Origin of the sequence: Streptomyces sp. NPDC059169 (assembly GCF_042755225.1) — a bacterium.
Taxonomy (GTDB): Bacteria; Actinomycetota; Actinomycetes; order Streptomycetales; family Streptomycetaceae; genus Streptomyces.
The window spans coordinates 522,859-542,191 of record NZ_JBHZCF010000002.1 but is presented as its reverse complement, the minus strand read 5'-3'; the positions used below and the strand labels follow the sequence as shown (position 1 = coordinate 542,191).

The following is a 19,333-nucleotide window of genomic DNA, read 5'->3' as shown; positions in this document are numbered from 1 at the left end:
TCCGCTATCGGTCACCAGGGAATATTTAGGCTTAGCGGGTGGTCCCGCCAGATTCACACGGGATTTCTCGGGCCCCGTGCTACTTGGGAATAACTCAAACGAGCCGTACAGATTTCAGCTACGGGGGTCTTACCCTCTACGCCGGACCTTTCGCATGTCCTTCGCCTACCTATACGGTTTCTGACTCGTCTCACGGCCGGCAGACCGTGAAAGAGAAATCCCACAACCCCCACGACGCAACCCCTGCCGGGTCTCACACATCGTAGGTTTGGCCTCATCCGGTTTCGCTCGCCACTACTCCCGGAATCACGGTTGTTTTCTCTTCCTGAGGGTACTGAGATGTTTCACTTCCCCTCGTTCCCTCCACACTGCCTATGTGTTCAGCAGCGGGTGACAGCCCATGACGACTGCCGGGTTTCCCCATTCGGAAACCCCCGGATCAAAGCCTGGTTGACGGCTCCCCGGGGACTATCGTGGCCTCCCACGTCCTTCATCGGTTCCTGGTGCCAAGGCATCCACCGTGCGCCCTTAAAAACTTGGCCACAGATGCTCGCGTCCACTGTGCAGTTCTCAAGCAACGACCAGCCACCCACCACCCCGCCCTGACACGCAAGACGAGTTCACTGGGGCCGGCATCATCGAAGGCCGAGCAACGCTCGCACCCTCAGACACCCAACAGCGTGCCCGACACGACCAGTTGAGACTCTGCGTTCCACGCCGAAGCAGTACTAGCAGTCCCTCATCCTGAATCGTGCCGAATAATCAACGTTCCACCCATGAGCAACCAGCATCGGACACTCGCCGATGTACTGGCCTCTGACCGAACCAGGTCCGGTGAGAAGTGCTCCTTAGAAAGGAGGTGATCCAGCCGCACCTTCCGGTACGGCTACCTTGTTACGACTTCGTCCCAATCGCCAGTCCCACCTTCGACAGCTCCCTCCCACAAGGGGTTGGGCCACCGGCTTCGGGTGTTACCGACTTTCGTGACGTGACGGGCGGTGTGTACAAGGCCCGGGAACGTATTCACCGCAGCAATGCTGATCTGCGATTACTAGCAACTCCGACTTCATGGGGTCGAGTTGCAGACCCCAATCCGAACTGAGACCGGCTTTTTGAGATTCGCTCTGCCTCGCGGCTTCGCAGCTCTTTGTACCGGCCATTGTAGCACGTGTGCAGCCCAAGACATAAGGGGCATGATGACTTGACGTCGTCCCCACCTTCCTCCGAGTTGACCCCGGCAGTCTCCTGTGAGTCCCCATCACCCCGAAGGGCATGCTGGCAACACAGAACAAGGGTTGCGCTCGTTGCGGGACTTAACCCAACATCTCACGACACGAGCTGACGACAGCCATGCACCACCTGTATACCGACCACAAGGGGGCGACCATCTCTGGCCGTTTCCGGTATATGTCAAGCCTTGGTAAGGTTCTTCGCGTTGCGTCGAATTAAGCCACATGCTCCGCTGCTTGTGCGGGCCCCCGTCAATTCCTTTGAGTTTTAGCCTTGCGGCCGTACTCCCCAGGCGGGGAACTTAATGCGTTAGCTGCGGCACCGACGACGTGGAATGTCGCCAACACCTAGTTCCCAACGTTTACGGCGTGGACTACCAGGGTATCTAATCCTGTTCGCTCCCCACGCTTTCGCTCCTCAGCGTCAGTAATGGCCCAGAGATCCGCCTTCGCCACCGGTGTTCCTCCTGATATCTGCGCATTTCACCGCTACACCAGGAATTCCGATCTCCCCTACCACACTCTAGCCTGCCCGTATCGAATGCAGACCCGGGGTTAAGCCCCGGGCTTTCACATCCGACGCGACAAGCCGCCTACGAGCTCTTTACGCCCAATAATTCCGGACAACGCTTGCGCCCTACGTATTACCGCGGCTGCTGGCACGTAGTTAGCCGGCGCTTCTTCTGCAGGTACCGTCACTTTCGCTTCTTCCCTGCTGAAAGAGGTTTACAACCCGAAGGCCGTCATCCCTCACGCGGCGTCGCTGCATCAGGCTTTCGCCCATTGTGCAATATTCCCCACTGCTGCCTCCCGTAGGAGTCTGGGCCGTGTCTCAGTCCCAGTGTGGCCGGTCGCCCTCTCAGGCCGGCTACCCGTCGTCGCCTTGGTAGGCCATCACCCCACCAACAAGCTGATAGGCCGCGGGCTCATCCTTCACCGCCGGAGCTTTCAACCCTCCCCCATGCGGAAGAGAGTGATATCCGGTATTAGACCCCGTTTCCAGGGCTTGTCCCAGAGTGAAGGGCAGATTGCCCACGTGTTACTCACCCGTTCGCCACTAATCCACCCCGAAAGGCTTCATCGTTCGACTTGCATGTGTTAAGCACGCCGCCAGCGTTCGTCCTGAGCCAGGATCAAACTCTCCGTGAATGCTTCCGGGCTATCCCGGCGAACACCACGAGAGCGGTGCGACCAGGAGGAATAGTCCCGATCGCACACAGCGTCCTCGCTGTGTCTGCCTACCGAACACAGTCCGGCAGGACTTTCAAAGGAACCACATCTCCACGAGGGAGACGGGGTATCAACTAATCTGGCGTTGATTTTTGGCACGCTGTTGAGTTCTCAAGGAACGGACGCTTCCTTCGTACTCACCCTCTCGGGCTTTCCTCCGGGCGCTTCCCTTCGGTGTTTCCAACCCTACCAGATCCTTTTTCCGTTCCGTTCCCGGTTCGGATTTCGTTTCCGGTGGCCGTTGGAGGGCCTTTTGCCTTTCGGCGTGCCCACTACGTTAGCCGATTTCCCCGGCGACTCATAATCGAGTCCCTGCGGATTGAATTTCGGCATGCCGAAATGGACCCGCTCTTGGGTTGATCGTAGGTAGTGGATGGCCGCTCCGGGGGCTGTAGAACAGCAGTCCCTGCTTAAGCGGCTCGGGCTACGTTAGGCGTCCCGCTGGGCCGAGTCAAGTTGACCAACGGCGTGGCGAGTGCGCCCGACAAGGGCGCGCCATCGGGTCGTCCGTGATCCGGAGGCGCCACTGATGAGTGCTGCCGACTCCGCCGGCTCCGGTGTACGCACCGCACGTACCTGCTCAGGTGTGTGCGGTGCGTGCGTCGGGATCGTCAGCTCGGTCTCGAGCCCGTGCGCATCATCGACTCCGTCGAGGGTGCGGTCGGCAACGAGGGCGGTTCGAGGCGTGGCGAACCTTTGGCCTGTTCGCGCTTGCTTCGGTCTGAAATTCGACGTTTGGGCAGATGACTGACGTCGTCCCGTGACCCGGGTGGAGTTGGGCCTTGGATGAGGACTTCGCGGCCCGTTTGACATCCTCGCCGCCCTGAAGGACGGCGATTTGCGCCTACCGCGCCGTTGAAGGCTGCGGTGTCGGGTGGGTTCCTGCTTCGCTGCGCGGTGCCGGGACGAGTCCCGGTCTTACCTGCGCTCCACAGGCTGACACGGCCAGTCCGGCCGCCTTGGCGACGTTGACCGCCGCGTTGATGTCCCGGTCCAGGACCGCCCCGCACGCCCCACACGTCCACACACGGACGTGCAGCGGCTTCGGGCCGTCCTTCACGCCGCACTGCGAGCACACCTGCGAGGTCGACTCGAAGCGGCCGATCTTCACGAAGGTGCGCCCGTACCGTGCGGCCTTGTACTCCAGCATGTTCACGAACGCCGACCATCCGGCGTCGTGGACGGACTTGGCCAGGCGCGTGCGGGCGAGTCCCTTCACCGCCAGGTCCTCCACGGCTACCGCTTGGTTCTCGCGGATCAGCTTCATGGAGAGCCGGTGGTGGAACTCGCGGCGCGCGTCGGCCACCCGCGCGTGTGCGCGGGCGACCTTCAGCCTGGCCTTGTTCCGGTTACTGGAGCCCTTCTCCTTGCGGGAGAGGGCACGCTGGGCGTTCTTCAGGCGCTTCTCGGCCCGGCGCAGAAAGCGCGGGCTGTCGACCTTGGTCCCGTCCCAGAGGACCGCGAAGTGCCCGAGCCCGAGATCGATGCCCAGCTCGGGCGTGGTCTGGGAAAGGACTTCCTGCGGGCCGGTCTCAACGACGAAGCTCGCGAAGTACCGGCCCACGCTGTCCTTGACCACCGTCACCGTGGACGGGGAGGACGGCAGCGACAGTCACGCACGGCGCTCCTGAGCGATCACGCATCTTCGTGCCCCACGCCGCAGCGGCTCATCGGCGAGGTCACGGCGGCTCAGGCTCCGGCGCGTGGCCGGGCCCTCGGGCTCAGGCGGTACGCCGAGACGGTTGGATCACCGGCAAGGTAGAAGCGGTGCTGCCAGTCGTGGGCTCTGCTGACGCCCACCCGGGGGCCGACCCGGATGAGTTTCGCGGGCACCGGCTCCCCCTCGGACAGCACGACCGGGGCCCCTGTCAGCAGGTCTGCGCCGTTGTGCTCTGCCGTGATGCCGAGCGCTTGGCAGAAGTTTCCCGGCCCCCGCGCGAGACGTGGACCCTCGACCTTGCTCCCTCGCCGCCTGCGTGCCAGGTCTTCCCCGTCGATGACTCTTCCTGCCCGGATGAGGACAGCCGTGGCGACGCCCTCTGCCCCGGTGACGATGTTGGCGCACCAGTGGAGACCGTGAGAGCGGTAGACGTACAGGCGTCCTGCCCGTCCGAACATGACGGCGTTGCGGGGTGTCCTGCCTCGGTAGGCGTGGGAGGCCGGATCGGCTGCACCGGCGTACGCCTCGGTCTCCGTGATGGTGATGCTCACGGTTCCCTCGGGGGTCTCGTGGGTGAGGACGGCGCCGAGCAGCTTCGGGGCGACTTCTTCAGCGGGGTGCGCAAGATCCACAACGTTCATACTGGTCGCCTTGACGGGCCGTCGGCCTCGCCGTCACAGGCCTCCACCTCCGTCGAGCGGAACTCGATCGGGCCTTCCTCCGTGTGGCGTACCAGCGTACGGCCGAGGGGGTCGGGTGCGACGCCGGGGATCGGAAGGTCGAAGGAGTCCCGAGGCGAGGGCTTACGGTCGGGGCTCTCCATCATGGCGTACGAGGGTACCGGGGAACCGGCTACGGTCATCGCGCGTATGTAGGGGTCAGAACCGAGAAGGAGTGAACATGGGCTTCAAGAAGCTGCTCGCGAGCCTGGGTGCCGGCGGCGCCTCCGTGGAGACGGTGCTCACCGAGGAGAACGTCGTCCCGGGCGGGGTCGTCCAGGGCGAAGTGCGCATCCAGGGTGGTTCCGTGAACCAGCAGATCGAAGGGCTGTCCGTCGGCCTTCAGGCGCGCGTCGAGGTCGAGAGCGGCGATGAGGAGTTCAAGCAGGACATCGAGTTCACCAAGCAGCGTCTCGGCGGCGCCTTCGAGGTGCAGGCCGGAGCGGTGCACGTGGTTCCGTTCGGGCTGGAGATCCCGTGGGAGACGCCGGTCACGGCGATCGCCGGGCAGCAACTGCGCGGCATGAACATCGGTGTGACGACCGAGCTGGCGATCGCCCGTGCAGTGGACTCCGGCGACCTCGACCCGATCCACGTGCACCCGCTGCCGGCGCAGCAGGCGATCCTGGACGCGTTCATCCAGTTGGGCTTCCGCTTCAAGAACGCCGATATGGAGCGCGGGCACATCCGCGGGACGCGGCAGCGGCTGCCCTTCTACCAGGAGATCGAGTTCTTCCCGCCGCACCAGTACCACGGGCTGAACCAGGTGGAGCTCACCTTCATCGCCGACGACCGCGAGATGGACGTCGTCCTGGAGATGGACAAGAAGCCGGGTCTGTTCAGCGAGGGCAGCGACTCGTACCGGTCGTTCCAGGTGGACCTGCACAACTTCCACGGGACTGATTACGCCGCCTACCTCAACCAGTGGCTCTCGGACGTCGGTAGCCGTCGTAACTGGTTCTAGGCTCGGTGCCGTAAGCGCAGGACTGCCGAATTCGGAGGTTCAGACGTGACCGAGGCGAAGAGGGCCCCGCTGCCGCATGATTTCCATCCGCCGGCGCCGTCGTTCACGGTGGCGAGCGACGACATCGAGCCCGGGGAGGTTCTGAAGGACGCCCAGGTGCAGGCCGGCGGCAATACCTCGCCGGCGCTGCGGTGGGAGGGCTTCCCTGCGGAGACGAAGAGCTTCGCGGTGACGTGCTTCGACCCGGACGCCCCGACGGGCAGCGGGTTCTGGCACTGGGTCGTCTTCGACATCCCGGTGTCGGTGACGGAACTGCCGGCGGGTGCGGGCAGCGGCGCGTTCGAGGGGCTGCCGTCCGGTGCCCTCCAGGCGCGCAACGACGCCGGGTCGAAGGACTTCACCGGGGCTGCGCCGCCGCCCGGTGACGGACCGCACCGCTACGTCTTCACCGTCTACGCGGTGGACAGCGAGAAGCTGGGGCCCGGGGACGACGTGTCACCGGCCGTCGTCGGCTTCAACCTGCGCTTCCACACCCTGGCCCGCGGGCACCTGATCGGTGAGTACGAGAACCACGGATAGGTTCCCCGGGGTTCGTCCCTTGTTTGCCCGCTCCTGGTCTTGGAGAGATCAGGAGCGGGCATCTTTCGTTCTGCGCGGATATTGCGTTGTCCATCGCGGCGTGCCCGGCCAGAGTTGATCCAGGCCCAGAGCCCGCCAGGAGGGCCGGGCCGGCGCTCGGGAGGTGGGGCAGGATGCGGGACACGCTGGTACTCAACGCGAGCTTCGAGCCGCTGTCGACGGTGACGCTCAACCGTGCGGTGGTGCTGGTGCTCCAGGACAAGGCCGTCGTCGAACAGGCCCATCCCGGTCTCCACGTGCGCGCCGCCGCCGTCGAGCTGCCGGTACCGAGGGTGATCAGGCTCTGCCGCTACGTGCGGGTGCCGTTCCGAAGACAGGCGCCGTGGTCCAGGCGCGGTGTCCTGGTCAGGGACCAGCACCGGTGCGCCTACTGCGGGAGGCGTGCGACGACGGTGGACCACGTGGTGCCGCGCTCGCAGGGGGGTGCGGACAGTTGGCTGAACACGGTGGCGTCCTGCGCCGTGGACAACCACCGCAAGGCGGACCGCACGCCGGAGCAGGCCGGGATGCCGCTGCTGCACGAGCCGTTCGTGCCGACACCGGCGGACGCAATGCTCCTGGCGCTGCGCGCGGGTGGCAGGTCGGAGCTGCCGGAGTGGCTGGTGCAACACGCAGGTGGTACCAGGGCGCGGTCCGCGGCGTAGGACGACGCCGGGGTGGTACGCGGGGCCCGCTTCCGTCACGGGTACGGAAGCGGGCTCTCCGATGCGTCAGCGGAGCAGGAGCTGCACGATGGCGGCGGAGCCGACGATGACGATCACGATCCGCAGCACCGTGGGGGGCAGCTTGCGGCCGATCGTTGCGCCGATCTGACCGCCGATCATGGAACCGACGGCGATCAGCAGGACCGCGGTCCAGTCGAACTCGGCGACGAACAGGAAGAAGAGTGCGGCAACGCTGTTGACGACGGCGGCGAGGACGTTCTTGACGGCGTTGAGGCGCTGCAGGCCGTCGTGGAGCAGCATGCCCATCAGGGAGAGGTAGATGATCCCCTGCGCCGCGGTGAAGTAGCCGCCGTAGACGCTGGCGAGCATCAGTGCGACGAAGAGCAGCGGACCTCCGTCGGGGTGGGGGTCGGCGGCGCCGTTCTCCTCGCGGCGCCGCTGGACCGTCCGGGAGATGCGGGGCTGCAGCACCACCAGGACGAGGGCGAGCGCGACGAGGACCGGGACGATGGTCTCGAATGCCGTGGGCGGAAGGCTCAGCAGCAGGACCGCGCCCGTGAGGCCGCCGATGAGGGCGGCGAGGCCCAGGCGCAGGACGCGGCGGCGCTGACCGGTGAGTTCGGCACGGTATCCGATGGCGCCGCTGACGGCGCCCGGTATGAGGCCCAGTGCGTTGGAGACCGTCGCCGTGACCGGGGGGAGGCCGGTGGCCAGCAGGACGGGGAAGGTGATGAGGGTTCCGGACCCCACGATCGTGTTGATGGTGCCGGCAGCGGTGCCGGCGACGAGGACTGCGAGTGCTTCCCAGATGGACAAAGCCATCTCCTCACATGATCAGTGTGTCGCCTCCCCGCCATGAAGGTCGAGGGGCCGCACTGATCATGCACGACCGGCTGCACGGCTCAGTCGATCGGGGGTTGTTCCCGTCGCTCCGTGCCGCCCTGCTGCGGGATGTTGTTGCTGGCGTTGGTGTTGCCGAGGGGGCCGCCGAAGCTGCCGATCGCTCCCGAGAGGCCCTTGAGTGCGTCCCCGATCTCACTGGGCACGATCCAGAGCTTGTTGGCGTCTCCTTCGGCGATCTTCGGGAGCATCTGGAGGTACTGGTAGGAGAGCAGCTTCTGGTCGGGGTCGCCGGCGTGGATGGACTCGAAGACCGTCCGGATGGCCTGGGCTTCGCCCTCGGCGCGCAGCGCGGCGGCCTTGGCCTCACCTTCGGCGCGGAGGATGGCGGACTGCTTCTCGCCTTCCGCCGTCAGGATCTGCGACTGGCGGATGCCTTCGGCGGTGAGGATCGCGGCGCGCTTGTCCCGGTCTGCGCGCATCTGCTTCTCCATCGAGTCCTGGATGGAGGTGGGCGGTTCGATGGCCTTGAGCTCGACGCGGTTGACGCGGATGCCCCACTTGCCGGTGGCTTCGTCGAGGACGCCGCGCAGTGCCGCGTTGATCTCTTCCCGGGAGGTGAGGGTGCGCTCCAGGTCCATGCCACCGATGATGTTGCGCAGGGTGGTGACCGTGAGCTGCTCGATCGCCTGGATGTAGCTGGCGACTTCGTAGGTGGCGGCGCGGGCGTCGGTGACCTGGTAGTAGATGACGGTGTCGATGTTGACGACGAGGTTGTCCTGGGTGATCACCGGCTGCGGCGGGAACGGGACGACCTGCTCCCGGAGGTCGATGCGGTTGCGGATCGAATCGATGAACGGGACCACGATGTTGAGGCCCGCGTTGAGGGTGCGGGTGTAGCGGCCGAAGCGCTCCACGATGGCTGCGCTGGCCTGTGGGATGACCTGGATCGTCTTGATCAGGGCGATGAACACCAGCACCACCAGGATGACCAGGACGATGATGATCGATGGCATCGTGTTCCCGTGCCCTTCACTGCCGGTTGGTTTTGATGATCGAGTTTCCCAGACCGCGGGCGGTCGTGTGGCCTGTTCGGGCACATGGCCCGGGTGGCCGTGCGGCGAGGACGGTCACATGACCACGGCTGTTGCTCCGTCGATCTCCACCACATCGACCTGAACGCCCGGTTCGAAGGTCTGTGACGCGTCGAACGCGCGGGCCGACCAGACCTCCCCGGCCAGTTTGATGCGCCCGCCGTTCCCGTCCACCCGCTCCAGGACGACCGCTTGACGGCCTTTCAGTGCGTCGACGTTGGTGGCGAGTCGGGGCTGCTGCGCACCGTGGCGTGCTGCGATGGGCCGTACGACCGCGATGAGTGCCACGGACACCGCCGCGAACACCACCACTTGCGTCACCACGCCGAAGCCCAGGGCGGACGTGACGGCGCCCGCCACCGCCCCGGCGGACAGCATCCCGAATTCGGGCATTGCGGTGAGGACGAGGGGGATGCCGAGCCCCACCGCTGCGACCAACCACCAGATCCATGCGTCGATGTCCACCCGGTCATGGTAGGACCGCGGGCACCGGCCGCACAGGGTGCGATCAGGAGAGGGGGAGCCCCTGGGCGGTCCAGCGTTCGCCGTTGCGCTCCACGACCAGAGGGAGTCCGAAGCAGCGGGAGAGGTTGCGGGAAGTGAGCTCGGTCTCCATCGGGCCGGCGGCCAGCACCTTGCCCTGACGGATCATGAGGACGTGGGTGAAACCCGGTGCGATCTCCTCGACGTGGTGGGTCACCATGATCATGGAGGGGGCGTACGGGTCGCGGGCGAGACGGCCGAGACGGCGGACCAGGTCCTCGCGCCCGCCGAGGTCGAGGCCGGCCGCGGGTTCGTCGAGGAGGAGCAGTTCGGGGTCGGTCATCATGGCGCGGGCGATGAGGGTGCGCTTGCGCTCTCCCTCGGAGAGGGTGCCGAACTTGCGGTCGAGGTACTCGGACATCCCGAGGCGGTCGAGGAAGGCGCGGGCGCGCTGCTCGTCGACCTCGTCGTAGTCCTCGTGCCAGGTCGCGGTCATGCCGTAGGCGGCGGTGAGGACGGTCTGCAGGACGGTCTGGCGCTTGGGCAGCTTCTCGGCCATGGCGATGCCCGCCATGCCGATGCGGGGGCGGAGGTCGAAGACGTCGACCTTGCCGAGCCGGTCGCCGAGGATGCGGGCGGTGCCGGTGGTGGGGAAGAGGTAGCTGGAGGCGATGTTCAGGAGGGTCGTCTTGCCGGCGCCGTTCGGGCCCAGGATGACCCAGCGCTCACCTTCCTTGACCGACCAGGAGACGTCGTCCACCAGAGCGCGTCCGTCGCGGACCACGGATACGTCCACCAGCTCCAGTACATCGCTCATGAGCGCGTTGTCTCCCCATGCAATCGTCGAGAGGTGCCGGGTGGCCGTGTGCGCCTGTGGGCGAGGCCCCCAGGGAAAACCTACGCCACTGCTCGTGTGCTCCAGCGCCCCGGTCCGGTACCTAGGCTGGGTCCATGCTCTCGGAACCACGCTCAGGACGGCTGGCCTCTTGGGGAAATGCCCTGTTGGCCGGATTTGCTTCACCGGATGATGCGGCCCACGCGATCGTCGGTGACGACGCGGTGCACCGTGTGGAGGGTCTTCCCGGCGAAACGGCGCCGGTCGGACTCACCCTGGCACTGGGGCGGCTGCGCGGGCTGGGGGTGCGGGGCTTCCGGGTCGCGCTTCCCGCGCCGGGCCATCCGCTCGGGCTCTGTGGGCCCCCGGAGTTCAACGCGCGCGCCCTGGAAGCGCAGGAGGCGGTCGTCTGCCACGGGGCTGCGTACGGGCTGGTGCCCGAGGTGTACGAGGCGGGCCCGCCCGGCGACGTGCGCGTGGACGTCCTCTGGCACTGTCTGCCGGTGCGCGAGGCGCCGCCGGCCGACGTGCCCTCGCTCGGGGAGGCCGAGCGGGAGCTCGCCGAGGGGTTGCGGGAGGCCACGGCAGTGCTGTCGAAGCTCGACGTGGCCGCCTCGGGTCCGGTGGCGGAGGCCGCACTGGACGCCTACCGGGCACGGGCCGAGGCGGGTTCGGGCCGTGACGTCCTGGCGCCCGGCTACCCGCCCCGGGCCGCACGCGTGCTGGAGCTCGCTGAGCGGGTGGGGCTGCTGATCTCGCTGGCGTACGACAACGGTCACGGCGGGGCGGTCAGCGCCTCGGAGATGGTGGCCCGGGGTGCGGCTCTGCGCCCCGTGGAACGGGTGGCGCGGCGCGCTCGTGTGGCCGCATACAACATCTACGTGGAGGAGCAGGAACGCCTCGGGGACCGCTGAGGACCGGATCACGGGCTCCGCCGGCCGGACGCGTCCGGCGGAGGGACCCGGGCGGCGCGGTGCTGCGACCGGACCTCGGGCCGTCGCCCGGGGTCCGGTGGTCACTGCGGTGACGTGGTGCGACTGGGTCAGCCGTTGACGCCCAGGTTGCCGAAGGCCGGGTTGAGGGCACCGATGACGTTGACGGTGTTGCCCACGGCGTTGACCGGGACGTGGACCGGGGCCTGAACCAGGTTGCCGGAGCCGACACCCGGGGAGCTCACCGCCTGGCCGCCCGCGTACGCGCCGTCGGTGGCGGACGCCACACCGGCGCCGGCGGCGATCAGGCCACCGGCGACCATGGAGACGGCGAGTGCCTTCTTCAGGTTCTTCACTTCAGGATCCTCCTCAGCGTCGCTGCGGCGGACCGCCGCAGCTCGCCCTGGAGAACGCCCACGGGCCGTTCGGGATACGCCACACCAGCGACATACACCCGACGGTATGAATCTCATACGAGAGGGGAACGGCGTGCCGTGCCGCTGTCGACGGCCTGCGGAAACGTTCTGATCAGTCGTTCAGCCCGTGGCGTACGGCCCACAGCGCCGCCTGGGTGCGGTCCGCGAGGTCCAGCTTCATCAGGATGTTCGACACATGGGTCTTCACCGTCTTCTCGGAGAGGACCAGGGCGCGGGCGATCTCCCGGTTGGAGCGGCCGTCCGCTATCAGCCCCAGCACCTCGCGCTCCCGATCGGTGAGGGACGTGCCCCGCCCCTGGCCGGCGCCGGGATCCTCCTGTGCCAGCAAGGCACCCGCCACTTCGGACTGGAGCAGCACGTGGCCGGCATGCACCGAACGGATGGCGCCGGCCAGCGCCTCCGGGTCCACGTCCTTGTAGACGTAGCCCGACGCACCCGCTCTCAGGGCCGGTACGACCGTGCGCTGTTCGGTGAAGCTCGTCACGATCAGCACCTTGGCGGGGTTGGCGAGCCCGCGGAGCCTGCGCAGCGCCTCGATGCCGTCGGTGCCGGGCATCTTCACGTCCATCAGCACGACGTCGGGCTTCAGCTCCTCGGCGCGGGCCACGCCCTCGGCACCGTCCGCCGCCTCCCCCACGACCTCGATGTCGTCCTGCACCTCGAGGAACGTGCGCAGCCCCCTGCGGACCACCTGATGGTCGTCGACCAGCAGCACGCGAATAGTCCTGTCAGCCACCCGGGACCTCCATCTCGATCGTCGTGCCCTTGCCGGGCGCCGATTCCACCGTGAGCGTGCCGCCCACACCGCTCGCCCGGTCGCGCATGGAGACCAGACCGAGGTGGCGGCCCGCCCTGCGGACGGCCCCCGGGTCGAACCCCTTGCCGTCGTCGGCGACGGTGAGGACGGCACCCTGGCCGCGACGGGCCAGGCCGACCGCGACGAGGTCGGCGCCCGAGTGCCGCAGCGCATTGTGCAGGGCCTCTTGGGCGACCCGCAGCACCGCCTCCTCCTGGGCGGCCGGCAGGGCGCGCACCCCGCCGCCGTCAAAGGTGACCCGCGCGCTGTGGGCCCGGTCGAGGACCTGGACCTGGGTGCGCAGCGTGTGGACCAGACCGTCCTCGTCGAGGGCCGCGGGGCGCAGCTCGACGACCGCGGCCCGCAGTTCGTCGGCCGCCTCGGCGGCGAGGACCGCGACCTGCTGCAGCTCGCCCTTGGCGCGGACCGGGTCACGGTCCACGAGGGCGGCGGCCGCCTGGGCCGTCAACCGGAGCGAGAAGAGCTTCTGGCTGACGGCGTCGTGCAGCTCGTGGGCGAGCCGGGAGCGTTCCTCGGCGATGGTCAGCTCGCGGCTGCGCTCGTAAAGGCGGGCGTTGGTGAGGGCGATCGCGGCGTGCTGGGCCAGGATGGTCAGGAGTTCCTCGTCCGCTTCCGTGAAGCCGCATCCGTCCCGGCGTGCGGCCTCCTCGGGACACCGCTTGTTGGCGAGGAACAGGGCTCCGATCGTCTCCTCGCCGTCCTTGATGGGCAGACCGAGGAAGTCGGACATGTCGGGGTGCGCGGCGGGCCAGCCCTCGAACCGCGGATCCTTCCGCACGTCCGCGAGGCGCTCCGGCTTCGCCGCCCTGAGCATCGCGGCGAGGATGCCGTGCTGGCGCGGCAGCGGACCGATCGCCCGCCACTGCTCGTCACTGACGCCGTCGACGACGAACTGGGCGAAGCCCCCGTGGTCGTCGGGCACGCCGAGGGCCGCGTACTCGGCGTCGAGCAGTTCCCGGGCGGAGGCGACGATCGTCTTGAGGACGTCGCGCACTTCGAGGTGCCTGCTCATGGCGAGGAGCGCGGTGCTCACGGCGTACAGCCCGGAGCGCGGTCGATGGCTCATGGGATCACCGTACCGGCGGGGGGTGACCCTGCGTATCGGCCCGTGGACGGCCACCGACCGGGTCCGTGGGCGTAGGCCGAAGTGCCCGGCCTCCCCCCGCCCCGGGGTCGAGGCGGCGGACCGGCGCACGGCTCCACTCTGGAGGTCATCGAGCAGAGGGGACGGACGGACATGCCTGTCGCGATCATCACGGGGGCTTCGAAGGGTCTGGGACGCGCACTGGCGGCCGCGCTGGCGCAGCGCGGCTGGGACCTGGTGCTGGACGCCAGGACGGACCGGGTGCTGCGGGAGGCCGCACGGGCCCTGGAGCCGTACGGGACGAAGGTGGTGCCGCTGCCGGGGGACGTGACGGACGCGGGGCACCGGGCGGACCTGGTGTCGGCGGCCCGGGGCCTCGGCACCCTGGAGCTGCTGGTGTGCAACGCCAGCGCGCTGGGGGCGGAGCCGCTCGTGCGGCTGGCGGAACTGCCGCTGGAAGGGCTGCGGACGGCGCTGGAGACCAATGCGGTTTCGGCTCTGGGGCTGGTGCAGGAGGCTCTCCCGCTGCTGCGCGCCGGGGAGCACGGGACGGTGGTCGCGGTCTCGTCGGACGCTGCGGTCGGGGCATACGGGACCTGGGGCGGTTACGGGGCGTCGAAGGCGGCACTCGACCTGCTCGCAGCGGTCCTCGGCGTCGAGGAACCGGGGCTGCGGGTGTGGGCCGTCGATCCGGGCGACATGGGGACCGACCTGTACGCGGCGGCGGTGCCGGACGACGACGGGCCGCGCCCGGCGCCGGACACGGTGGTCCCGGCGTTCCTGCGGCTGCTGGACGAGCGGCCGGCGAGCGGCCGGTACACGGCGTCGGCACTGCTGGAGGTCCGGTGAACGCACTGGAGACGCTGCACGTGCCGCAGGAACTGTCGGCGAGGGTGCCGGCCGAGCAGCGGGGGACGGGGCGCGACGACGTGCGGCTCCTGGTGTCCCGTGGGGCGGCGGTGTCGCACCATGCGTTCCGGGAGCTGCCGGGGCAGCTGCGGGCCGGTGACGTGCTGGTGGTGAACACGTCCCCGACGTTGCCGGCCGCGGTGAACGGCAGGCTCGGGGGCGAGCGGCTCGTCGTCCACTTCTCGACGTGCGGGGAGAGGGGCCCCGGTCGTACGGGGCCCGATGGGCGGCGGTGGGCGGTGGAGCTGCGCACGCCCGACGGGTCGGGCAGCACGCGTCCGCGGCCCGGGGGACCCGCCGGAGCACGGATCCGACTGCCGGGAGGCGGCCTGCTCGTCCTGGAGGAGCCGCTGGCGGGTGGCGCGATCGACCAGCAGCCCGGCACCGGCGGGCGGCTGTGGTGGGCCATCGCGTCCGTCGACGTCCCGGAGGTGATGCAGCGGTACGGCAGGCCCATCCGCTACCGCTACACGGCGTGCGACCAGCCGCTTGCCGCCCACCAGACGGTGTTCGCGGTTCCGGCGCCGGACGGGGCGGGGTCGGCGGAGATGCCGAGTGCGGGCCGGCCGTTCACCGAGGAAGTGGTCGCACGGCTGGTGCACCGCGGGGTGCAGTTCGCCCCGCTGACGCTGCACACGGGGGTGGCGTCCGCGGAGGCGCACGAACCGCCGTACCCGGAGCGCTTCGAGGTGCCGGCGACCACGGCGTGGCTGGTGAACGCCGCCCGGGCGGGGGGTGGGCGCGTCATCGCGGTCGGGACGACGGCGGTGCGGGCGCTGGAGAGCGCGGCCGGTGCGGACGGTCGGGTCGCGGGGGCTGCGGGGTGGACGGACCTCGTCGTCACACCGGCGCGGGGCGTGCGAGTGGTCGACGGGCTGCTGACCGGTTTGCACGAGCCGGCGGCCTCGCACCTGCTGCTCCTCGCGGCCGTCGCCGGAACCGAGGCGCTGACCAGGGCTTATACCGAGGCACTCGAGCACCTCTACCTGTGGCACGAGTTCGGGGACGTGCATCTCCTCCTTCCGAACGAGGACGACCACCGATTGCGTTGCTGATGCAACAGAGGGTGAGGGAGATAAAGGCGGGATGTGAGCCCGCACATAGGACGTACGTCACTTACGAAGCGCGCTAGTGGATACATAAAGGACATCTGAGCAGCAAGAGGCGAGTGACTTGTCCGAATTTGCGGCTTACCTCTCCACTATCGAGCTTCGTATGTCACACCTTTGCCACAGGATTTTGCGGCCGCTAAGAATTGCGTCCGTCGCCGCCGAGCAGGCGCTGAGCCTCCCCGGCCGTCGCGACTCCCGCTATTCGAAGAGGTACGTCTCGCATGTTCGCGTCCCGCACCCCCGGCGCCCGCCGTCTGTCCAAGACCCACAAGTTCTCGATCGCTGGTGTTGCCGCCGTCGGCGCCACCGCCGTCGCGTTCTCGCTCGTCCCGGGCAACGCAGTCGCCGGGACCGAGACGCAGGCCGTGTCTTCCTCCCAGGTCGCCTGGACCACCACCGTCGACGCCGCGAAGGCCTCCGCGCTGCAGGCGAGCATCGCCGAGCAGAACGCCTTCACCGCTGCCCAGGCCAAGGCCGCCCAGCAGGCCAAGACCGCTGCCGCCCAGGCGAAGGCCGAGGCCGCCGCGAAGGCCAAGGCCGCCGCTGCTGCTGCCAAGGCGAAGGCCGAGGCCGCCGCCAAGGCCAAGGCCGCCGCTGCCGCCAAGGCGAAGGCCGAGGCCGCCGCCAAGAAGCGCGCCGCCGCCCAGGCCGCCAGCCGCGCTGCCGCTCGCAAGCCCGTCTACGCCAACAACCTGGACGGCTGGATCCGCGAGGCCCTGGACATCATGAAGAAGCACAACATCCCGGGCACCTACGAGGGCATCCACCGCAACATCATGCGCGAGTCCTCCGGTAACCCGCGTGCGATCAACAACTGGGACATCAACGCCATCAACGGCGTCCCCTCGAAGGGCCTGCTGCAGATCATCAAGCCCACCTTCGACGCGTACCACGTCCCCGGCACCTCCTGGGACCAGTACGACCCGGTCGCCAACATCGTCGCGTCCTGCAACTACGCGGCCGACCGCTACGGCTCCATGGACAACGTGAACAGCGCTTACTGACGGACGCTGGACACGCGCCGAAGGGCGGCACCCTCTCTCGGGTGCCGCCCTTCGGCGTCGTTCCACCGCCGGCGTCGGACCGACCGGCACGCGTGCGCTACTTGCGCATGACCTCGGGCTCGTGGCGACGCAGGAACCGTGCCACGATGACCGCGCAGACCACGCCGATCGCGATCAGGACGCCCATGTCGACGAACCACTGGGCGGCCTCGTGGTCCCACAGCGGGTCGGTGTTCGTCGGGTCGTTCTCGTTGGGGAACAGCACGTTCAACTGGAGCGTGGTGCCCGCGGCGGCCACCGCCCAGCGCGACGGCATGACGTACGACAACTCGTTGACACCGACGCTGCCGTGCAGGGTGAACAGACAACCGGTGAAGACGACCTGGACGATCGCGAACATCACCAGTAGCGGCATGGTCTTCTCCGCGGTCTTGACCAGGGAGGAGATGATCAGGCCGAACATCATGGCGGTGAAGCCGAGCGCCATGACCGGCAGCGTCATCTCGATCTTGGTGGCGGTACCGAGGACCAGCCCCTCCGCAGGCGCCTCACGGAAGCCGAAGCCGATGGCTCCGATGATGCCGCCCTGCAGCACGGTGATCATGCCCAGGACGATCACCTTGGACATCAGGTAGGCCGACCGCGAGAGTCCCGTGGCACGCTCGCGCTCGTAGATCACCCGTTCCTTGATCAGCTCTCGTACGGAGTTGGCCGCACCGGAGAAACAGGCACCGACCGCGAGGATCAGCAGGACGGTGGCGGCGGTGGCGTTCGGCCCCCGCGAACTCGGGAGCAGCCCCTCGTCGGGCTTGATCAGCATGCTGACCGTGCCGAGGACGGCCGGCAGGATCAGCATCAGCGCCATGAAGCCCTTGTCCGAAGCGATCACCGCGAGGTAGCGGCGGACCAGGGTGAACAACTGGGAGCCCCAGCCCTGTGGCTTGGGCGGACGCATCTGCTGCGGCGACGGCATGTGCACGGACTGCGGGGCGACGGCGTCGATGTCCGCGGCGTACATCTGGTAGTGCTGCGAGCCCTTCCAGCGGCCCGCCCAGTCGTAGTCGCGGTAGTTCTCGAATGCGGAGAAGACATCGGCCCAGGTGTCGTAGCCGAAGAAGTTCAGCGCCTCTTCCGGGGGGCCGAAGTAGGCGACGGAACCACCGGGCGCCATCACCAGGAGCTTGTCGCACAGCGCCAGCTCCGCCACGGAGTGCGTGACCACCAGGACCGTGCGGCCGTCGTCGGCGAGGCCGCGGAGCAACTGCATGACATCGCGGTCCATGCCCGGGTCGAGGCCGGAAGTGGGCTCGTCCAGGAAGATCAGCGACGGCTTGGTCAGCAGCTCCAGTGCGACGGACACCCGCTTGCGCTGACCACCCGAGAGCGAGGTGATCTTCTTGTCCTTGTGGACGTCGAGCTTCAGCTCGCGCAGCACCTCGTCGATACGGGCCGCGCGCTCGGTCTCGGCAGTGTCACCGGGGAAGCGGAGCTTGGCCGCGTACTTCAGCGCGGTGCCGACGGTCAACTCCTTGTGGAGGATGTCGTCCTGCGGGACCAGTCCGATGCGCTGGCGCAACTCGGCGAACTGCTTGTACAAGTTCCGGTTGTCGTAGAGGACGTCGCCCTGGTTGGCCGGGCGGTAGCCGGTGAGCGCCTTCAGCAGCGTCGACTTGCCGGAGCCCGACGGGCCGATGACCGCGACGAGCGACTTCTCGGGAACGCCGAACGAGACGTCGTTGAGGATCTGCTTTCCGCCGTCGACCGTCACGGTGAGGTGGCGGGCCGAGAAGGAAACCTCACCGGTGTCGACGAACTCCTCGAGACGGTCGCCGACCAGTCGGAAGGTGGAGTGGCCGACGCCGACGATGTCACTCGGGCCGATGACCGCGGAGCCGGACTTCGCGAGCGGCTGGCCGTTGACGTAGGTGCCGTTGTGCGAGCCGAGGTCGCGTATCTCGAAGCGGCCGTCCGGCGTGGCGTGGAACTCGGCGTGGTGGCGCGAGACCTGGAGGTCGGAGACCACCAACTCGTTCTCCAGCGCACGCCCGATGCGCATCACGCGTCCCAGGAAGAACTGGTGGAACGTCGTCGGGCTGCGGTCGCCGTAGACCGGCGGAGCCCCCGCGGCACCGCCCGCGGCCGGGCTGTTCTGCGCGTACGGATCCTGCGGGGCCTGCTGTGACGGCACCTGCGCGGCGCGCTGCTGCTGCCACTGCGGCTGCTGCTGCGGGGCCTGCTGGGCCCATCCCTGGTGGGCCTGCTGCGGGGCCGGGGCCTGGGGAGCCGCCTGGGCCTGGGGAACCGCCTGCGGTGCGGCGCCCTGGGCACTGTACGCGCCGGCCGCGGCGCCGGAGAGGCTCACCCGCGGGCCGTCGTTGGCGTTGCCGAGGTGGACGGCGGAGCCGGGGCCTATCTCCATCTGGTGGATGCGCTGGCCCTGCACATAGGTGCCGTTGGTGCTGCCGTGGTCCTCGATGACCCAACCCCGGCCGCCCCAGCTGATCGTGGCGTGCCGCCACGAGACCCTGGCGTCATCGATCACCACGTCGCCCTGCGGGTCCCGCCCCAGGGTGTACGACCTGGACGGATCGAGCGCCCAGGTCCTTCCGTTCAATTCCAGTACGAGTTCCGGCACTCCATGCCCCACTAGTTGTCCCCCGAGGTACCCCCGTCACAGGGA

At 68.2% G+C, this 19,333-nt stretch carries 17 protein-coding genes, 2 rRNA genes and 1 pseudogene; 7 read left to right on the top strand and 13 right to left on the bottom strand.

The window, feature by feature from the left end:
- The 5 genes and pseudogenes from ACFXOM_RS06280 to ACFXOM_RS06260 form a co-directional block, all read right to left on the bottom strand.
- Positions 1-542, bottom strand: a 23S ribosomal RNA gene (locus ACFXOM_RS06280); the annotation flags it as partial.
- A 310-nt stretch (positions 543-852) separates the two neighbouring features.
- Positions 853-2,378, bottom strand: a 16S ribosomal RNA gene (locus tag ACFXOM_RS06275).
- 925 nt (positions 2,379-3,303) lie between these two features.
- A pseudogene (locus ACFXOM_RS06270) lies at positions 3,304-4,068 on the bottom strand (RNA-guided endonuclease InsQ/TnpB family protein); the annotation flags it as partial.
- An 80-nt stretch (positions 4,069-4,148) separates the two neighbouring features.
- Complete coding sequence (locus tag ACFXOM_RS06265) at positions 4,149-4,760, bottom strand: DNA-3-methyladenine glycosylase (RefSeq protein WP_384935430.1); 612 nt, start codon at positions 4,758-4,760, stop codon at positions 4,149-4,151.
- Entirely contained in the window at positions 4,757-4,981 is a 225-nt protein-coding gene (locus tag ACFXOM_RS06260) for a hypothetical protein (protein ID WP_384935433.1), read from the bottom strand. The genes ACFXOM_RS06265 and ACFXOM_RS06260 overlap by 4 nt, the downstream gene beginning before the upstream one ends.
- Before the next feature lie 38 nt (positions 4,982-5,019).
- Here ACFXOM_RS06260 and ACFXOM_RS06255 point away from each other — a divergent pair, with 38 nt between their 5' ends.
- The 3 genes from ACFXOM_RS06255 (at position 5,020) to ACFXOM_RS06245 (ending at position 7,085) form a co-directional block, all read left to right on the top strand.
- Positions 5,020-5,802, top strand: a complete 783-nt coding sequence (locus ACFXOM_RS06255) for a sporulation protein (RefSeq protein WP_384935436.1) — start codon at positions 5,020-5,022, stop codon at positions 5,800-5,802.
- 45 nt (positions 5,803-5,847) lie between these two features.
- The gene (locus tag ACFXOM_RS06250; RefSeq protein WP_385037104.1) at positions 5,848-6,381 is read left to right on the top strand and encodes a YbhB/YbcL family Raf kinase inhibitor-like protein; all 534 of its coding nucleotides are present in this window, start codon (positions 5,848-5,850) and stop codon (positions 6,379-6,381) included.
- A gap of 173 nt (positions 6,382-6,554) precedes the next feature.
- Positions 6,555-7,085 carry an HNH endonuclease gene (locus ACFXOM_RS06245; RefSeq protein ID WP_385037101.1) on the top strand — a complete coding sequence of 177 codons (531 nt, stop codon included), beginning with the start codon at positions 6,555-6,557 and terminating at the stop codon, positions 7,083-7,085.
- A 66-nt stretch (positions 7,086-7,151) separates the two neighbouring features.
- Here ACFXOM_RS06245 and ACFXOM_RS06240 read toward each other — a convergent pair whose 3' ends face one another.
- The 4 genes from ACFXOM_RS06240 to ACFXOM_RS06225 form a co-directional block, all read right to left on the bottom strand.
- Positions 7,152-7,928 carry a sulfite exporter TauE/SafE family protein gene (locus ACFXOM_RS06240; protein WP_384935444.1) on the bottom strand — a complete coding sequence of 259 codons (777 nt, stop codon included), beginning with the start codon at positions 7,926-7,928 and terminating at the stop codon, positions 7,152-7,154.
- An 80-nt stretch (positions 7,929-8,008) separates the two neighbouring features.
- Entirely contained in the window at positions 8,009-8,962 is a 954-nt protein-coding gene (locus tag ACFXOM_RS06235; protein WP_384935447.1) for an SPFH domain-containing protein, read from the bottom strand.
- A 114-nt stretch (positions 8,963-9,076) separates the two neighbouring features.
- Complete coding sequence (locus tag ACFXOM_RS06230; protein WP_384935450.1) at positions 9,077-9,505, bottom strand: NfeD family protein; 429 nt, start codon at positions 9,503-9,505, stop codon at positions 9,077-9,079.
- Positions 9,506-9,548: 43 nt separating this feature from the next.
- On the bottom strand, positions 9,549-10,340 hold the full coding sequence (locus ACFXOM_RS06225) for an ABC transporter ATP-binding protein (RefSeq protein ID WP_384935453.1): 792 nt from the start codon (positions 10,338-10,340) through the stop codon (positions 9,549-9,551).
- A gap of 134 nt (positions 10,341-10,474) precedes the next feature.
- Between ACFXOM_RS06225 and ACFXOM_RS06220 the strand changes: the two genes are divergently transcribed.
- Positions 10,475-11,272, top strand: a complete 798-nt coding sequence (locus tag ACFXOM_RS06220) for a hypothetical protein (protein ID WP_384935456.1) — start codon at positions 10,475-10,477, stop codon at positions 11,270-11,272.
- A 128-nt stretch (positions 11,273-11,400) separates the two neighbouring features.
- Here the strand turns inward: ACFXOM_RS06220 and ACFXOM_RS06215 are convergent, their stop codons facing one another.
- The 3 genes from ACFXOM_RS06215 to ACFXOM_RS06205 all read right to left on the bottom strand — a co-directional run bounded on the left by ACFXOM_RS06215 (position 11,401) and on the right by ACFXOM_RS06205 (position 13,610).
- Positions 11,401-11,646: a chaplin gene (locus ACFXOM_RS06215; RefSeq protein WP_385037098.1), complete on the bottom strand. Its 246-nt coding sequence runs from the start codon at positions 11,644-11,646 to the stop codon at positions 11,401-11,403.
- 172 nt (positions 11,647-11,818) lie between these two features.
- Complete coding sequence (locus ACFXOM_RS06210) at positions 11,819-12,463, bottom strand: response regulator (protein ID WP_384944695.1); 645 nt, start codon at positions 12,461-12,463, stop codon at positions 11,819-11,821.
- Positions 12,456-13,610 (bottom strand): GAF domain-containing sensor histidine kinase, encoded by a 1,155-nt coding sequence (locus ACFXOM_RS06205; protein WP_384935460.1) that lies wholly within the window; start codon positions 13,608-13,610, stop codon positions 12,456-12,458. Before ACFXOM_RS06205 ends, ACFXOM_RS06210 begins: the two co-directional genes overlap by 8 nt.
- Before the next feature lie 171 nt (positions 13,611-13,781).
- On the opposite strand from ACFXOM_RS06205, the gene ACFXOM_RS06200 reads away from it, so the two are divergent.
- The 3 genes from ACFXOM_RS06200 (at position 13,782) to ACFXOM_RS06190 (ending at position 16,653) form a co-directional block, all read left to right on the top strand.
- On the top strand, positions 13,782-14,477 hold the full coding sequence (locus ACFXOM_RS06200; protein WP_384935462.1) for an SDR family NAD(P)-dependent oxidoreductase: 696 nt from the start codon (positions 13,782-13,784) through the stop codon (positions 14,475-14,477).
- On the top strand, positions 14,474-15,592 hold the full coding sequence (locus ACFXOM_RS06195) for an S-adenosylmethionine:tRNA ribosyltransferase-isomerase (protein WP_385037096.1): 1,119 nt from the start codon (positions 14,474-14,476) through the stop codon (positions 15,590-15,592). Before ACFXOM_RS06200 ends, ACFXOM_RS06195 begins: the two co-directional genes overlap by 4 nt.
- A 278-nt stretch (positions 15,593-15,870) precedes the next feature.
- Entirely contained in the window at positions 15,871-16,653 is a 783-nt protein-coding gene (locus ACFXOM_RS06190) for a lytic transglycosylase (protein ID WP_384944699.1), read from the top strand.
- Between the two features lie 97 nt (positions 16,654-16,750).
- Here ACFXOM_RS06190 and ACFXOM_RS06185 read toward each other — a convergent pair whose 3' ends face one another.
- On the bottom strand, positions 16,751-19,288 hold the full coding sequence (locus ACFXOM_RS06185; RefSeq protein WP_384935470.1) for an FHA domain-containing protein: 2,538 nt from the start codon (positions 19,286-19,288) through the stop codon (positions 16,751-16,753).
- Positions 19,289-19,333 lie beyond the last annotated feature (45 nt).

Excerpts from the sequence above, each read along its gene's own strand:
- ACFXOM_RS06260 (WP_384935433.1), bottom strand. The coding sequence starts at position 4,981 with ATGACCGTAGCCGGTTCCCCGGTACCCTCGTACGCCATGATGGAGAGC.
- ACFXOM_RS06190 (WP_384944699.1), top strand. The coding sequence starts at position 15,871 with ATGTTCGCGTCCCGCACCCCCGGCGCCCGCCGTCTGTCCAAGACCCAC.
- ACFXOM_RS06240 (WP_384935444.1), bottom strand. The coding sequence starts at position 7,928 with ATGGCTTTGTCCATCTGGGAAGCACTCGCAGTCCTCGTCGCCGGCACC.
- ACFXOM_RS06220 (WP_384935456.1), top strand. The coding sequence starts at position 10,475 with ATGCTCTCGGAACCACGCTCAGGACGGCTGGCCTCTTGGGGAAATGCC.
- ACFXOM_RS06200 (WP_384935462.1), top strand. The coding sequence starts at position 13,782 with ATGCCTGTCGCGATCATCACGGGGGCTTCGAAGGGTCTGGGACGCGCA.
- ACFXOM_RS06265 (WP_384935430.1), bottom strand. The coding sequence starts at position 4,760 with ATGAACGTTGTGGATCTTGCGCACCCCGCTGAAGAAGTCGCCCCGAAG.
- ACFXOM_RS06205 (WP_384935460.1), bottom strand. The coding sequence starts at position 13,610 with ATGAGCCATCGACCGCGCTCCGGGCTGTACGCCGTGAGCACCGCGCTC.
- ACFXOM_RS06235 (WP_384935447.1), bottom strand. The coding sequence starts at position 8,962 with ATGCCATCGATCATCATCGTCCTGGTCATCCTGGTGGTGCTGGTGTTC.
- ACFXOM_RS06225 (WP_384935453.1), bottom strand. The coding sequence starts at position 10,340 with ATGAGCGATGTACTGGAGCTGGTGGACGTATCCGTGGTCCGCGACGGA.
- ACFXOM_RS06255 (WP_384935436.1), top strand. The coding sequence starts at position 5,020 with ATGGGCTTCAAGAAGCTGCTCGCGAGCCTGGGTGCCGGCGGCGCCTCC.
- ACFXOM_RS06245 (WP_385037101.1), top strand. The coding sequence starts at position 6,555 with ATGCGGGACACGCTGGTACTCAACGCGAGCTTCGAGCCGCTGTCGACG.